Source organism: Brachybacterium zhongshanense (assembly GCF_055385755.1).
Window position 1 is genome coordinate 1175537 of the sequence record NZ_AP043790.1, and the last position, 14949, is coordinate 1190485.

The 14949-nt window shown below is 71.4% G+C and carries 10 protein-coding genes and 1 pseudogene; 3 read left to right on the forward strand and 8 right to left on the reverse strand.

The window, feature by feature from the left end; translation table 11 throughout:
• Window positions 1-17: 17 nt before the first annotated feature.
• From ACZ5AJ_RS05380 to ACZ5AJ_RS05405, 6 genes are all read right to left on the reverse strand, one after another.
• Window positions 18-998, reverse strand: coding sequence for an SMP-30/gluconolactonase/LRE family protein (locus ACZ5AJ_RS05380; RefSeq protein WP_464137769.1), 981 nt, complete (start codon window positions 996-998; stop codon window positions 18-20).
• Between the two features lie 48 nt (window positions 999-1046).
• A complete protein-coding gene (gene recQ, locus ACZ5AJ_RS05385) occupies window positions 1047-2963 on the reverse strand; it encodes a DNA helicase RecQ (RefSeq protein WP_464137771.1) in 1917 nt (638 codons plus the stop codon).
• A 38-nt stretch (window positions 2964-3001) separates the two neighbouring features.
• Complete coding sequence (locus ACZ5AJ_RS05390) at window positions 3002-4702, reverse strand: MDR family MFS transporter (RefSeq protein WP_464137773.1); 1701 nt, start codon at window positions 4700-4702, stop codon at window positions 3002-3004.
• A complete protein-coding gene (locus tag ACZ5AJ_RS05395; protein WP_464137775.1) occupies window positions 4702-5316 on the reverse strand; it encodes a TetR/AcrR family transcriptional regulator in 615 nt (204 codons plus the stop codon). Before ACZ5AJ_RS05395 ends, ACZ5AJ_RS05390 begins: the two co-directional genes overlap by 1 nt.
• Before the next feature lie 97 nt (window positions 5317-5413).
• A complete protein-coding gene (locus tag ACZ5AJ_RS05400) occupies window positions 5414-6556 on the reverse strand; it encodes a hypothetical protein (RefSeq protein ID WP_464137777.1) in 1143 nt (380 codons plus the stop codon).
• A 55-nt stretch (window positions 6557-6611) separates the two neighbouring features.
• A complete protein-coding gene (locus ACZ5AJ_RS05405) occupies window positions 6612-8195 on the reverse strand; it encodes a DHA2 family efflux MFS transporter permease subunit (RefSeq protein ID WP_464137779.1) in 1584 nt (527 codons plus the stop codon).
• Between the two features lie 109 nt (window positions 8196-8304).
• On the opposite strand from ACZ5AJ_RS05405, the gene ACZ5AJ_RS05410 reads away from it, so the two are divergent.
• From ACZ5AJ_RS05410 to ACZ5AJ_RS05420, 3 genes and pseudogenes are all read left to right on the forward strand, one after another.
• Complete coding sequence (locus tag ACZ5AJ_RS05410; RefSeq protein WP_464137781.1) at window positions 8305-9132, forward strand: helix-turn-helix domain-containing protein; 828 nt, start codon at window positions 8305-8307, stop codon at window positions 9130-9132.
• A gap of 141 nt (window positions 9133-9273) precedes the next feature.
• The gene (locus tag ACZ5AJ_RS05415; protein ID WP_464137783.1) at window positions 9274-10341 is read left to right on the forward strand and encodes an iron-siderophore ABC transporter substrate-binding protein; all 1068 of its coding nucleotides are present in this window, start codon (window positions 9274-9276) and stop codon (window positions 10339-10341) included.
• 251 nt (window positions 10342-10592) lie between these two features.
• Window positions 10593-11144, forward strand: a pseudogene (locus ACZ5AJ_RS05420) (peptidase C39 family protein).
• On the opposite strand, the gene ACZ5AJ_RS05425 reads toward ACZ5AJ_RS05420, so the two are convergent.
• Both ACZ5AJ_RS05425 and ACZ5AJ_RS05430 read right to left on the reverse strand, forming a co-directional pair.
• Complete coding sequence (locus tag ACZ5AJ_RS05425) at window positions 11134-13185, reverse strand: GMC oxidoreductase (protein ID WP_464137784.1); 2052 nt, start codon at window positions 13183-13185, stop codon at window positions 11134-11136. The pseudogene ACZ5AJ_RS05420 and the gene ACZ5AJ_RS05425 overlap by 11 nt on opposite strands.
• A complete protein-coding gene (locus ACZ5AJ_RS05430) occupies window positions 13172-14833 on the reverse strand; it encodes a nuclease-related domain-containing DEAD/DEAH box helicase (RefSeq protein WP_464137786.1) in 1662 nt (553 codons plus the stop codon). Before ACZ5AJ_RS05430 ends, ACZ5AJ_RS05425 begins: the two co-directional genes overlap by 14 nt.
• Window positions 14834-14949: the final 116 nt, after the last annotated feature.

Sequence of the window (14949 nt, forward strand, 5' to 3'; positions counted from 1 at the left end):
CAGAAGGTACCGCCGTCTCAGCCCGGGATCTCCTCCTGCTCCCCTCCGCGGGGTCGGTTCGCCCGGGCGACGGTCGTGGCATCCCGGGTGGTGGTCCCGATGCGGTAGAGGCTGGTGGTGGCGGCGATGTAGAGCGTGGTCCCGTCGTCCCCGCCGAAGCAGAGGTTGGCCGTGCGCTCGGGCACCGGCAGGTCCAGGATCCTCTCGCCCTCGGGGGTGAGCACCTGCACGCCGGAGCCGCTCGAGCTCCAGATGCGGCCCTCCGCGTCGACCTTGATCCCGTCGGGCACACCGGGGGAGACCTCTGCGAGCACGCGGCCGTTCTTCGCGTGCTGTCCCTCGACCACGTCGTACACCCGGATCGCATGGCCGCGGGGCCGCGCCGGATTCTCGCGGTGAGGATCCGCGGGGGAGGCCGACGAGTCGGCGACGTACAGCAGGGTCTCGTCGGGGGAGAGCGCGAGCCCGTTGGGCGCCTCGACGTCGATCACCATCGGGCGCACCTCCCCGGTCGACTCGTCGTAGCGGAACACGTAGCGGTCTCCGTACTCCTCCTCGCCGGCGATCCCCTCGTCGGGCCGGTAGATGCCGTAGGAGGGATCGGTGAACCAGATGGAGCCGTCGGAGGCGACGATGACGTCGTTGGGGGAGTTGAACCGCCTGCCGTCCCATCTCTCCACGAGCTCCTGCGGGCGGTGCTCGTCGCCGGGCCGCACCGCGCGGTCGCGCTGGATGGAGCGCTTCCCGTGCGAGCAGGAGATGACCATCCCCTGCAGGTCGAGGGCACGGCCGTTGGCGAACATGACGTCCCGGGCGAACTCGGTCGTCTCACCGGTCTCCTCGGAGAACTCGAGGATGCGGTCGCCGGGGATGTCGCTGAAGCGCACGGCGCGACGGCCGGGGATCCACAGCGGTCCCTCCGCCCATCGCGCGCCGGTGGCGACGCGCTCGAGGCGGGCGCCCTCGGCGAGCAGGGGGGAGGCGGGGGTCTGGCTCACGGGATCTCCTTCGACGACGGGCGAGCGATGCGCCTCATTCTGTCGGAGTCATCCCTGCTCGGCCAGCACCTCGAGCACCGCGTCCCCGTAGGTCGCGAGCTTCTTCGCGCCCAGCCCGCTGACTCCGCCCAGGGCGCCGATCGTCGCGGGCCGGGCTTCGACGATCCCCACCAGGGTCGCATCGGAGAACACCATGTACGGCGGGATCTGCTTCTCCTTGGCGACCTCGGTGCGCCAGCGCCGCAGCGCCTCGAAGACCTCCTGCTGCGCGGGCTCGAGGGACTCCGCGGCCCGCGATCCCGCTCCTGCCGACCCGCCGCCGGAGCCGGACCGGCCGCGGGGCGCGCGCCGGGGCGACCGGTCGACGGCCAGCTCGAGCGGGTGCTCGCCGCGCAGCACCGGCCCGGCGCCCGGACCGGGCACGAGGACGCCGTACTCGCCGACGGCCTCGACGATCCCGCGGGCGATGAGCTGCCGCAGCGCCGAGCGCCACTCGCGCTCGGTGAGCTCCTGGCCGATCCCCCAGACGCTCAGCTCGTCATGCCGGGACTGGCGGGAGCGCTCGTTCTCGCGCCCCAGCAGGACGTCGATCACCTGGGTGGCGCCGAACCTCTGATCGCGCTCGCGATCCAGACGGATCAGAGCCGACAGCAGCTTCTGGGCGGCGACCGTCGCATCCCAGGTGCTCGCGGGGGTGATGCAGGTGTCGCAGTTGCTGCAGCTCTCGCCCTCCATCTCCTGCCCGAAGTAGCGCAGCAGCTGCTTGCGTCGGCAGGTGACGGTCTCGCACAGGGCGAGCATCGCGTCGAGGTGCGAGCGCGCATTGCGCTTGAACGCCTCGTCCCCCTCGCCGGCGTCGATGAACCTCCGCTGGCTGACGACGTCCCCCAGCCCGTAGGCCATCCAGGCGGTCGAGGGCTGGCCGTCGCGGCCGGCCCGTCCGGTCTCCTGGTAGTAGCCCTCGATGGACTTGGGCAGATCCAGATGGGCGACGAAGCGGACGTCGGGCTTGTCGATGCCCATCCCGAAGGCGATGGTCGCGACGATGATCAGCCCGTCGGCCCGCAGGAAGCGCTCCTGGTTGCGCCGGCGCTCCTCGGCCGGCATCCCCGCGTGGTAGGGGAGGGCGGGGATCCCGCGGTCGGCGAGCCACTGCGCGGTCTGCTCGACGCTCTTGCGGGAGAGGCAGTACACGATCCCCGACTCGCCCTCGTGCTCGGCGGCGATGAGCCGCAGCAGCTGCTCCCGCGGCCTGTCCTTCGGCTCGATCCGGTACTGGATGTTGGGGCGGTCGAAGCTGGAGACGAAATGCTGCGCATCCTGCATCCGCAGCCGCTCGGTGAGCTCCTGGTGGGTGGCGCGGGTCGCGGTCGCGGTCAGCGCGATCCGGGGCACGCCCGGGAACGTGTCGGCGAGCATGCTGAGCCCGAGGTAGTCGGGGCGGAAGTCATGCCCCCACTGGGAGACGCAGTGCGCCTCGTCGATCGCGAACAGGGCCAGGCGCGCCCGCTGCAGCAGCTGGATCGTGCGCGGGAGCACCAGGCGCTCCGGAGCCATGTACAGCAGGTCGATCTCGCCGGCGAGCAGCTGCTGCTCGACGGCCTGCGCCTCCTGCGGCGAGAGCGTGGAGTTCAGGAACGCGGCGCGCACCCCGTTGGCCTCGAGGGCGGCGACCTGGTCGCTCATCAGGGCGATCAGGGGGGAGACGACGATGCCCGTGCCCTCCCGCAGCAGCGCGGGGATCTGGTAGCACAGGGACTTGCCTCCACCGGTGGGCATCAGCACGATCGCGTCGCCGCCGGAGGCGACCCGCTCGATGATCGCCGCCTGGTCCCCGCGGAACGCCTCGTACCCGAACACCGTCGAGAGGACCCGCAGCGCCCTCTCGGCGAGGGAGCCGGACGAGCCCTCGCCGGCAGGGGCGGCGAGGAGGGCGGCGGTGTCGGCGGCTCGGGCGGAATCCATGCCGACCACTGTATTCGCCTCTCCCGCCGCCCTGCTCGTCAGGAGCCGGTGGTCGCGGGGACCCTCTCCTCGTCGTGGGCCGCGCCGTCGACGCTGGCCTCGGTGATCGCCGCGGAGGCGACATCGGGGCCGTCCCCGGTGCCGATGACGGAGGACTCGTCGACGCTGCGGTCGATGGTCTCCGAGAGCGCCTTCTCCTTCACGAAGAGCATCACGATGATCACCGCGATCGCGAGCGGGGTCAGCCACTGCACGATCGGCAGCAGCGCCTCGTTGTAGGAGGTGATGATCGGGATGCGGAGGACGTCGGGCAGGTCGAGGACCGCCGACGGCGTCAGCGTGTTCGCATCGATGCCGTCGGCCGCAGCGAGCTCCTCGGGGCTGGCGGAGGCCAGGGCCGAGGTCATGTTCTCGGTGAGCAGGCTGGTCAGACGGGTGGCGAAGACGGCGCCCACGATCGCAGAGCCGACGGTCGCGCCGACCTGCTTGAAGTAGTTGAACGAGGCGGTGGCGGTGCCGACGATGCGGACGGGGAAGGCGTCCTGCACGATCAGCATCAGGATCTGCTGGCCCAGTCCCAGACCGATGCCGAAGATCCCCACGTACGTGCACAGCACCCAGGTGGGCGTGTCGATGGTCATCGTCGAGATCATGTGCAGCCCGACCGCCATGATCGCCGAGCCGATCAGCGGGAAGATCTTGTACCGGCCGGTGCGGGTGACCAGCTGGCCGGAGATGATCGAGGAGACCAGCAGGCCGCCCATCATGGGGATCATCAGCAGCCCGGCGACGGTCGCGGAGACCCCCACGACCATCTGGATGTAGGTCGGCATGTAGGAGAGCACGCCGAACATGGCGATGCCGGTGAGCAGGCCCGAGAAGGTCGCCAGCACGAAGCTGCGGTTCCGGAACAGCGCGAGCGGCATGACCGGCTGCGCGGCACGCGACTCGACCAGCACGAACAGCGCGCCCAGCACGACGGCCGCGGCGATCAGACCGAGGATCTGCGGGGAGATCCAGTCGTACTGGCCGCCGCCCCAGGTGCACACGAGCACGATCGCGACGGTGGCCGCGGCGATGAGGGCCATGCCCAGGTAGTCGATCCTCGCGCGCTCCGTGCGCACGGGCCTCGGCAGATGGAGGAACAGGGCGACGGCGACGATGGCCAGGACGCCGAACGGGATGTTCAGCCAGAAGGCCCAGCGCCAGCCGGGCCCCTCGGTGAGCCAGCCGCCGACGAGCGGGCCGGCGACGGAGGACACCGCGAAGACGGCACCCATGATGCCCATGTACTTCCCGCGCTCGCGAGCGGGCACGACCTCGGCGATCGCGGCCTGGGAGAGGATCATCAGCCCGCCGCCGCCGAGGCCCTGGATGACGCGGGCGACGACGAGGAAGTCGATGGAGTTCGTGGTCGCTCCGAAGACGGAGCCGATCATGAACAGCACGATCGCGGCGATCAGCATGGGCTTGCGGCCCAGGATGTCGCTCATGCGCCCGTAGACGGGCATCATCACGGTCGAGGCGAGGATGTAGCCGGTGATGACCCAGGTCATCTGCTCGACGCCGCCGAGCTGACCGACGATCGTCGGCAGCGCGGTGGACAGGATGGTCTGGGACAGCGATGCCATGAGCATCGTGACCATCAGGCCGACGAAGAGCAGGGCGATGGTCCTGCCGGACGGGGTCGGCTCCTCGCTGGAGCTCGGCCGCGCGATGGTGTCTGCGCGTGAGGTCATCAATCCTCTTTCAGGAGGTTGCGGAAGGTGGAGATGGAGCTGTCGAGGGCGGACAGGTCCTCGTCCTCGAGGATTCGGGGGTCGGTGTCGTACGCGTAGCGCATGACGGCGGCGGCCAGCAGGACGAGGGCACGGGCCCGTTCGATCGAGCCCGCGACGTGGTCGCCCAGCTCGGAGTCGGGGCTGGTGAGCGCCTCGAGGACGAGGTCCTGGATCTGCTGGGTCTGCCGTTTGATGCGGTCGCCGAGCTCCGGCATCTGATCGATCAGCTGGCGCCGACGGGCGGAGCCGCCGACGGTCAGGCGCGAGGCGCGCGCGGTCAGGGTCAGCAGATGGACCGCGCGACGGAGGTCGTCGTCGGACGACCCGGCGTCGGCGGCCTCGTCGAGGATCTCCGAGGGGATGCTCGGACCGATCAGTCCGAGGACCGCGTCCTCCTTGCCGGCGTAGTAGTTGAAGAACGTGCGGCGCGAGACGCCCGCCCGCTCGGCGATCGCGTCGACCGTGGTCGCGGCGAGGCCGTCGGCCTCGGCGAGCTCGGCGGCGGCGACGTGGAGGCGCTCGAGGGTCTCGAGGCGCTGTCGCTCGCGGAGGCTCAGATCAGCTGTTTGCACCCGTGCATTCTTGCACCGGTGCACAGTGTGCATCAAGGCAGACGGCAGTCTCGTCCGTCACGCCGACGCCCTGCCGGGCCGCTCCCGCTCGGGGCCGTCAGCTCCAGGAGACGGGGAGCTCCGGATCCGCCATGTCCACCGACGGCACGGAGATCGAGTTGCCCCACCACAGCGAGCAGGTGCCGCTGACGCCGTCCTGCGTGCACTGCATGGTGGTGTCGACAGTGCCGACCACCTCGCCCTTCACGTAGGTGGGGTCGTCGTACGACGGGGTGGCGGTCATCGTGTCGATCGCGCGCTGGGCGTCGTCGGTGAGGCTGCGCTCGACCGTGCCCTCCTCGGCGATGATCCCGTTGGCGTCCTCCTCCGCGGAGATCGGGTCGAGTCCGCAGCCGGACTCGAGGGTCGTCATGGCGATGCACTCGTCGACCGCGTCCTGCACGGCGCCCCGGAAGACCTCCAGGCCGTCCTCGGTGAGCGCAGGATCCGGCCAGTCCGAGTTCTCGTAGTCGCTGGTCACGGTGAAGGGGTCGGTCGAGGCGAGGGTGAAGTGCTCGGCGCCCACGGCGAGCTCGTAGGCGCCGGGCAGGAGGTGGAGGCTGTCGCCGTCGGCGACCTCCTCGCCCGCGACGGTCAGCCCCAGTCCGCTGAGGCTGTCGGGCACGAGCACCGTCGCGTAGGACTGGTCCAGCTCGAAGACGCCGTCGCCGTCGTAGTCCGAGACGCTGAACTCCTCGGTGGCGGCCGTGCCGCCGACGGTGTACTCGACCGTGATGGTGGCCCCGTAGTCGGAGTCCATGATCGGATCGGAGATCGTGACGTCCGCGATCGGGCCTGCCGCGAGGGCGGCGTCGTAGGCCTCGGTCGACAGCTGGGTGCCGCCGTCGGCCGGGCGCAGCTCGAGCGCGGTCGCCGAGTCGCCGGCCACGAGAGCATCCATGTACTCCGTGACCAGTGCGGTCGCCTGCTCCTGCGGGGAAGCCGCCTGCGTGGTCTCGCTGCCTGCCGAGCCTCCGCCGGCATCCGAGCCGCCGCGCAGGGCGAAGAAGGCGATGAGGGCGATCACCACCACTGCGACGATCACCAGGCCGAGGCAGCCGAGGCCGAGTCCGATGTAGAGGCCCTTGCGGCTCGTCGGCTGCTGCGCCGGATCGGGCGCGGGCGTCCAGGGCCCTGCGCCGGATTGGCCGGACGGGCCGGAGCCGGGTGCGGGCGGGTACGGGCCGGGCGAGCTGGACATGTCGATTCCCCCTCGAGCGTCTCAGGTGCCGCCCAGGATAGCGTCGCCCCGGCGCTCACGCGTCCTTCGCCCAGGCCCCCTTGTCCATGGGCCTGCCGAGGGCGAAGGCAGCGATCAGGCCGACGAGCGACAGCGCCACCGGCAGGAGCATCGCGTCGGCCATGGCGGCGGCGAAGGGAGCCTGCAGCTGGTCCGGCAGCGCCTCGCCCCCGGTCCCGCCGGAGATCTCGGAGACGGAGCCGCCGCCGGCGCTCGCGGCGTCGGGGCCCAGCGCCTCGGTGAACCGTGCGGCGATCCGGTTGCTCATGAGCGTGGTGATCGCCGCGGAGCCGAGCACGGAGCCGATCTGGCGGGTCTCGTTGTAGACGCCGGAGCCGGCGCCCGCCCGGGAGGGCGGGAGGTTGCGGGTCGCCGAGAAGGACAGCGGCCCCCAGATCAGCGCATTGCCGAGACCGATCAGGAAGAACGGCAGCAGGAGCGGGAGCACCCGGGCGTCGGCCGACATGATGCGGGAGAACCAGAACAGGCCGCCGGCCAGGGATGCGAAGCCGCCGACGGCCAGCCAGCGCGGGTTCACGCGCGTCATCTGCCTCCCGACGACGGGAGAGAGGCCGCCGGAGACCAGCGCCATGGGGATGGTCATCAGCGCCGCCTCGGTGGGCGACATCCCGAGCACCCGCTGCAGGTAGAGCGTGATCGGATAGGACTGCGTCAGCACGGTCGCGCCCATCATGGCGATCGCGATGTTCGCGACGGAGAAGCTGCGGTCCCGGAACAGGGAGAGCGGCACGAGCGGCTCGCTGCGGTTGAGCGCCTGCCACACGACGAAGAGGATCATCACGATGACGCCCGCGATGATGAGCGCGGGGACGGTGACCGGCACTCCGGTGTCGAGCGGTCCGATGCGCAGGGAGTCGGTGATCGTGCCCCAGTCGTAGGTGCTGCCCTCCTGGATGCCGAACACCAGCAGGAACAGTCCGACGGCGGACAGCACCACGCCGAGCCAGTCGAAGGAATGCGCTCGGCGCGAGAACCTCGGCACGTTCCGCCAGGCCAGTCCCAGGCCGATGATGCCGACGGGGATGTTGACGAAGAAGATCCACTCCCAGCCCGGTCCGTCGACCAGCAGGCCGCCCGCCAGCGGGCCGACGAGCGTGGCGACCCCCGCGGTCGCTCCCCACAGCGCCATCGCCTGGCCGCGCTGGGCGGGCGGGAACATGCGGGTGATCATCGACATGGTCTGCGGGGTCATCATGCCGGCCCCCAGTCCCTGCACGATCCGCGCGATGATCAGCATCTCGACGCTCCCCGAGAGCCCGCACCACAGGCTCGCCAGGGTGAACACGCCGAGGCCCGCCATGTACATCGTCTTCATGCCGATGCGGTCCCCGAGACGGCCGGTGATCAGCAGCGGCACCGCATAGGCGAGCAGGTAGGCGCTCGTGACCCACATGAGGGAGGACAGGTCGGCGCCGAGCGCGACCTGCATGTGCGGCATCGCGACCGTGACGATGGTGGTGTCCACGAGGATCATGAAGAACCCCAGGACGATGGACCACAGCGCGGGCCAGGGGCGGTCCAGTCGCGGGTCGCGCGAGAGCTCCGACGCGGCGGAGGTCTCGGGGGAGGCGGAGGTCATGCAGTGGTCCTTCGGGGGAGTCGGGGAGAGCTGCGGGGGCCGGAAGCGCCCGGAGCGGTGCGCCGGGAGAAATCTACGCCCGCTCGGCGATCTGGGTAGCCTGCGCATCGTGAACTCGGCGCCAGCGGACGGTGCGGGGCTCGGCGCCTGGCGTCGCGAGCCCCGCACCGTCGTGCTCGAGGCGGAGGGCCTGCCGTCCGACGCGCCGGCGGCCTTCGTGATCCACACGGAGACCCATGAGGCCGCCGCCCCCACCGAGTTCCCCGAGCACACCCACCCGCTGCACGAGCTGGTGTGGGTGCGCGGAGGCACCATGAGCGCGCGCGTCGGGCGGGAGCTGATGACGGTCCCCGAGGGTCGCGGCCTGTGGTTGCCCGCCGGAACGCCCCACGCCGGGCGGCTGACCGCGGGCGTGGAGCTGTGCGACGCATTCTTCGCGGTCGATGCTCCCTCCGTCGGCCTCGACCGGGCGTGCGTGATCGAGATGAGCGCAGTGCTCGAGTCGCTCCTGCTCCGGCTGGTCCGCACCGATCTCGAGCCGGAGCAGAGGGCGCGCACGGAGGCGGTCGTGATGGACGTGCTGGAGCCCTCGGCCGATCCGCTCGCGCTCCGGATGCCGGACGACCCCCGGGTCGCGCCGATCGCCGAGGCGCTGCTGGAGGACCCTGCGGATCCGAGGGACCTCGAGGAATGGGCCCGGGACCTGCGCCTGAGCGAGCGCACGATCACCCGAGCCTTCCGTCAGACGACGGGCCTGTCCTCCGGTCAGTGGCGGCAGGTGCTGCGAGTGCACCAGGCCCTCGAGCTGCTGGGGGAGGGGGAGCGGGTGCAGGAGGTGTCGATGCTGCTCGGATACTGGAGGCCCAGCACCTTCATCGCTGCCTTCTCGCGGGTCATGGGGACCACGCCGGGGGCTTTCGCCGCCCGACAGCGCTGACCGGTTCTCTGCATCTGATGTCCCGACCGCATGGTTGCGGACATTCGCAACGCTTCTTACCCTGAACCAGGCAAGGTTGTCCTTACCTCCTCGGGGGTCCCGCGGCCTCGCGGACCCCGTCCCGCTCTCCGGAAGGACCCCATGTCCGCTCTGCCCCGCATCGCCACCGCGGTCGTCGCCCTGGCCGCTGCATCTCTCGCCCTCAGCTCCTGCGGCACCACCACCGTCGACGAGCCCACCGCCCAGGCCTCCGACGCCGCCTCCGCCATCTCCGAGGACTGCGCCGAGGACACCACGGCCACCTCGACCGACCCCGTCAGCATCGTCGACGGTGTGGGCCGGATGGTCGAGCTCGAAAAGCCCGCCGAGCGCATCGTCGTGCTCGAGTGGCAGCAGATCGAGGACGCCCTGACCCTGTGCGTCGCCCCTGTCGGCGTCTCCGACGCCGAGGGCTTCAGCACCTGGGACAGCGCCGAGGTCCTGCCCGATGACGTCACCGACATCGGCGCCCGCGAGGAGCCCGATCTCGACGCGATCTACGCGCTGGATCCTGACCTGATCGTCGTCGAGGCCTTCACCGCCGACGACGAGATCATCACCCAGCTCGAGGACGGGGGAGTCCCCGTGCTCGCGACACTCGGCGCGGACCCCGACGACCCGATCGGCAACATGCTCTCCGTGTTCACGATGATCGGGGAGGCCACCGGCCGCAGCGAGCGCGCCGACGTCGTCGTCCAGGAGTTCGAGGACCACCTCGCCGAGGCGAAGCAGGAGGTCGAGGGCGCCGACCTGCCCACCACGGACTTCCTCTTCTTCGACGGCTGGATCGAGAGCGGCAACCTCACCATCCGCCCCTACACCGACGGGGCCCTGTTCACGGAGCTCGGCAAGGAGCTTGGCCTCACCCCGGCCTGGGTTGCCGAGATCGAGGCCTCCTACGGCACCGGCGGCGTCTACCCCGACTACGGCCTGACCACGACCGACCTCGAGGGCCTCACCGCCGTCGGGGACGCGAACCTGTTCTATGCCGACGACGACGGCGCCGGCAGCTACGTCGAGGAGATGGAGAAGAACGAGATCTGGACGTCCCTGCCGGCCGTCGAGGAGGGGCGCGTCCACAAGTTCCCGCCGCGGATCTGGGGCGCCGGCGGCCCCCGCTCCTGCGAGCAGGCGATCGACGCCTACGTCGACGCGATCACCGGTGCCTGAGGTCCGGGAGATCGCTCTGGCGGGCGGCGGCTCCGTGCGAGTCGCCGCCCGTCCGCGCACCGCGAGCTGGAGCGTGCTGTCGCTCGACGGCGAGGAGGCGGATCTGCTCGCCGCGGCCCGCGCCGAGGGAATCGTCCGCGTGGTCGGTGACGACCGACGGGATCCGCTGGCTGATCCAGCCCCCCGTCGGCCCCGTTCCCGCGCACCGCCGTCAGAGCACACCCTTCTCCTGCGGTGCCTCGGCCGCGCTCATGGCGCTCTCGATCGACCGGGCCGACGACGCGACCCCGGCCTCCCGGGAGGCGGAGCTGCGCCTGTGGCGGGAGGCGACGAACCATCCGTCGATCGAGCCCTTCGGCCTCGCCGTCGCCCTGCGCCGGGCGCACCCCGAGCTGCCGCTCGAGATCCGTCTGGACACGGAGCGGCCCGTCATGCTCGAGCACCTCGAGGGCGACGAGGTCTCCTGGCGGGCGATCCTCCAGCGGGCCTTCCGCGACGATGCCTGAGCCCTCGGCATCCCCGCGAGCCGTGATCGCCTGACGATCCCCGAGGTCCGCGCCGCCCTCGACGCGGGGAGGCGGGTGCTGCTGCTGGTCTCGCTCCAGGAGTGGATGGGTGTGGAGGTGCCCCACTGGATCCTCTGCCACACGGCGCTGGACGGCGTGATCCTCGTCGAGGATCCCTGGGTCGACGAGGGCACCGATCCCTCGGCCTCCCATCTCCTGCCGATCGCCGACGACGACCTCGACGTCCTCGCGACCCTCCACGACGACGGCTACCGCGGGGGCGTGATCATCGGCTGACGCCCTCTGCGATCCGCAGGGCGTTCGCCAGGATGGTCAGCACGGGGTTCGCTCCGCCGTTGGTCACGTGCACGGAGGCGTCGGCGACGATGATCCCGTCGTGGCCCCACACGCGGCCGTCCGGATCCACGACCGAGCGCGCGGGGTCCTCGCCCATCCGGCAGGTTCCCGCCTGATGCTGTCCGGCGGAGACCGGCGTCGGCCAGCGCATCGGGCCCATCGGCACGATCGCGGATGCGCCGGCCTCGTGGAGCCAGTCGGCGGCCCGCGAGGACAGCAGATCGCGTCCGCGCAGATCCTCCGGGTGCAGGCTCCCGGACAGCCTCACGATCGATCGACCGAAGCGGTCCCGGCGGGAAGGGTCGATGCGCACACGGGAGTCAGCGGTCGTCACCTCCTGGATCGGCCCCATGACACGTCCCAGCCTCAGCATCGCGCGCTCCATCGACGCGGCCCCGACGGCCGCATCCGCGTCGACGAGACCCGTCTCGCGCAGCATCCGCTGGGTGGAGGCCGGCGTGGGGACGAACTCGTCGGCGAGGATCCCGCCACCGATGACCCCGTCGTTCCCATGGCGCAGGTCGGCGGTCGCGATGTCGGGACCCGGCCCGCGGAGGTCCACGACCTGCTCGTCGAACAGCGCGGCCGCTCCGCCGTACGCATGCCCCTGGAGGTGGCGGCCGACCTGGTCGCGGGCGTTGCCGAGGCCGTCGGGGTGGTCTGCGGTCGCGCTGTCCAGCAGCAGGCGGGCCGACTCGATCGCCCCTGCCGCGAGGACCACGAGCTCGGCGGAGACCCGTCGTCGCCAGATCCCCCGCGAGCGGTGGTCAGGATCCTCGCCGACGAGCTCGGCGCCCTCGGCACGACCGCCTGGTCCCACGAGGATCCGAGAGGCCTGCGCGCCGGCCAGCAGCGTGGCCCGCCCGGTCGCGAGAGCGGCAGGGAGCGTGCTGTTGTGACTGCCGGCGCGGGCACCCACCGGGCAGTCGAAGCCCACGCACTGGGAGCAGCGGATGCATGCCGCGCGGCCCCTGTAGGGAGTGCTGTTGACCAGCAGCGGCACGGGCTGGGTGCCCATGCCCATGCGGGCGGCGGCCTCATGGAGGCGCTCGCCGAGGGGCGAGCGCGCGAGGGGACCCATCGGCAGAGGCGCGGAGCGGGCACCTTCCCAGGGATCGTTCGCGGGGCCGCCGCTGACGCCGAGCATCTGCTCGATGCGGGTGTAGTACGGCTCGAGGTCCTCGTAGGAGATCGGCCAGTCGGCGAGGGACGAGCCCTCCGGCACCCCGTATCGGCTGGCCATCAGGAAGTCCGCAGGTCCGAATCGCCAGGCCTGCGCTCCGTAGACACGGGTGCCTCCGCCTATCGTCATGGCGTTCCCGCTCCATGCTCCCTGTCCGGCGACCGCGTCCTGCCATCGTGCATCGGCGTCGTCCGGGCCCTCGGGCCCGACCAGGCTCTCGCGCACCTCGGACCCTGCGAGCGGACCGGACCACGCGAAGAGGCCGAGCCCTGCGCGCGGAGTGCGCAGATGGTCTACGAGCAGGGACCGACGGGCCGGGAGGGTGCCGCGCTCGACGACGAGCACTCTGCGACCGGACTCGGCGAGCACCTTCGCGGCCACCCCGCCGCCGGCCCCCGAGCCGATGACGATCGCGTCATAGCGCTCGCGGAGGTCCTCGGGGCCTGCGAGGTCGGTGCGGTCGATGACCAGCGGCTCGAGCTGCTGCGGATCGGGTGGCGACCAGGCTCCGACATGCGGTGCCAGCACCGGTCCCACCCGGTCCGCGGAGAGTCCCCGCTCGTACAGGACGTCGCCGACGATCGCGCGCACCGCCCGTTCGTCGGCCGGATCGCCGTCCTCCGCACCGAGCAGCCGATCGACCCATCCGACGGGCGCGCTCGCATCGAGCTCGATGATCCGCGTCAGCAGATCGTCGACGAGCGCGGGCGCGGCGAGCGACGGGTCGAGGGCGCGGGCGATGCGTCGGCGGAGACTGCCGGTTTCAGCGAGACGGCGGTCGGCCTCACCGCTCGGCATGCTCGCCCGCGATCCGCTGCCACACCTCGTCGCCGCCCGCGTCCCAGATCTCCCCGGGGTCGCCGACGACGACGAGCAGGGAGCGGGCACGGGACAGCCCGACGTACAGCAGGTGAGGTGCCCGCTCGTCGGAGTGGAAGCCGTTGACGGCGAGGACGACGACGCGCCGTTCGAGGCCCTTGAAGTTCAGCACGTGCCCGTAGAAGACGTCCTCGCCGGAGAAGTACTCGTCCCAGTAGCCGTCGTGCCCGGCGTGCTCGATGCGGGCGATCTGCTCGGGGTGCCGGCTGCGCGTGGTGAGCAGGGCGATGTCCCCGGGCTCCCAGCCCTCGGCGAGGAGCTGCTCGACCGCGTCGTCGGCTGCGGAGATCGCCTCGGACGTCCGGGCGCGGACGTATCGCACGGGCTCTCCCTCGTCGAGGCGGGGCGTCTGCTCGATGGGGGTGAGGGGTGCGAAGGTGCGGGCGATGCGAGCGGTCGAGCGGAGGTTGTCGTCCAGGGGGAACGGGTTCAGGGTGATGGGGGCGACGCCCTCGCGGTCGAACACGCTCTGGTGCTCGTCGGTGAACACGAAGAGCACCCCTGTGGCCTCGTCGCGCAGGCACGGCAGCAGCCCGTCCCACCAGGCGTCGGCGAAGTCCTGGCCCTCGTCGACGACGATCGCGTCGAACAGCTGATCCTCGTTCTGCTCGCGGGCGACGTCGGCGAGCCGCTGGGGAAGATGATGCTCGTAGTAGGTGACGGCGTCGCCGCCGAACTCGTCCACGGCCTCGACGCCCCAGTGGACCGGCAGGTCGTGGAAAAGGCCGACGAACGCGGGCCGCTCCTCCTCCGGCCATGTGGAGGACAGCAGCTGGAAGTAGCGCGCCAGTCCGCGCGAGTAGCACATCAGCGCGGTCCGGAAGCCGTCGCGGGCGAGCGTGCGCGCCTTGATCATCGCCAGATGGGTCTTGCCGGAGCCGGCGCCGCCCATGATCTGAGCCCGGTGCTGGAAGCGCAGCATGCCGATGGCGCGCTCCTGCTCGCGGGTGAGCTGATTGCTGCGGTCCTCGATCTCGCGGCAGGTCAGCCGGACGCTCTCGATGGCCCGGTGGGTGCGGCGCAGCATCGCCACCGCATGGTCGCGCTGGTCGGAGTCCAGCGGGATGTATCCGGCCTTCTCCTGACGGTGGAGGGCCTCGGCGATGCGCTCCGGGAGGCGTGCCATGTCGGTGCTGTCCAGGACGATCTCCCGCGGCGCATCGGGCACGTCCCAGTCCGCGGGCAGCTGCGTGTACGGCAGGGCCACGAGATGGGCGCTGCGTCCGATGACCCGTGAGGAGGTCGCGTTGAGGTAGCGCACGAGCTCGTGCTTGGCCCGCTGGGCCTGCTCGACGGGGGAGGGCTGCAGGGGGTGGGCTCCGTGGCGGTCGGACTGCAGCCATGTGCCGTCCTCGACGCCGACGCGCCCGCCCTTGACCTCGATGACGGCGGTGCCGACGTCCGGCCACAGCACCAGCAGGTCGATCTCGATCTCGTGCCCGTGAGCGGTGATCCGCTGGCCGGCGATGACGGTGGCGTCCTCGGGCAGCTGGTCGCGCAGACGCTCCCAGACGGCCTGCTCCGCGCTGGAGGCGAGGGCGGGGGTTTCGGGGAGCAGGTGCGGCATCGGACGCCTCCTCGAGTGACGACACGCAGCGTCATCGCTGCGGACCCCCAGGCTATCGGGCATTCCGGTCCGGTGGCGGGGTTCCGGCCGTCCGCGCCCGGACTGTCCTGGCCCAG

What these genes read in the sequence shown, in the direction of transcription:
- ACZ5AJ_RS05430 (WP_464137786.1), bottom strand. Translation starts at nt 14,833, where the DNA reads ATGCCGCACCTGCTCCCCGAAACCCCCGCCCTCGCCTCCAGCGCGGAG.
- recQ (WP_464137771.1), bottom strand. Translation starts at nt 2,963, where the DNA reads ATGGATTCCGCCCGAGCCGCCGACACCGCCGCCCTCCTCGCCGCCCCT.
- ACZ5AJ_RS05390 (WP_464137773.1), bottom strand. Translation starts at nt 4,702, where the DNA reads ATGACCTCACGCGCAGACACCATCGCGCGGCCGAGCTCCAGCGAGGAG.
- ACZ5AJ_RS05425 (WP_464137784.1), bottom strand. Translation starts at nt 13,185, where the DNA reads ATGCCGAGCGGTGAGGCCGACCGCCGTCTCGCTGAAACCGGCAGTCTC.
- ACZ5AJ_RS05415 (WP_464137783.1), top strand. Translation starts at nt 9,274, where the DNA reads ATGTCCGCTCTGCCCCGCATCGCCACCGCGGTCGTCGCCCTGGCCGCT.
- ACZ5AJ_RS05405 (WP_464137779.1), bottom strand. Translation starts at nt 8,195, where the DNA reads ATGACCTCCGCCTCCCCCGAGACCTCCGCCGCGTCGGAGCTCTCGCGC.
- ACZ5AJ_RS05400 (WP_464137777.1), bottom strand. Translation starts at nt 6,556, where the DNA reads ATGTCCAGCTCGCCCGGCCCGTACCCGCCCGCACCCGGCTCCGGCCCG.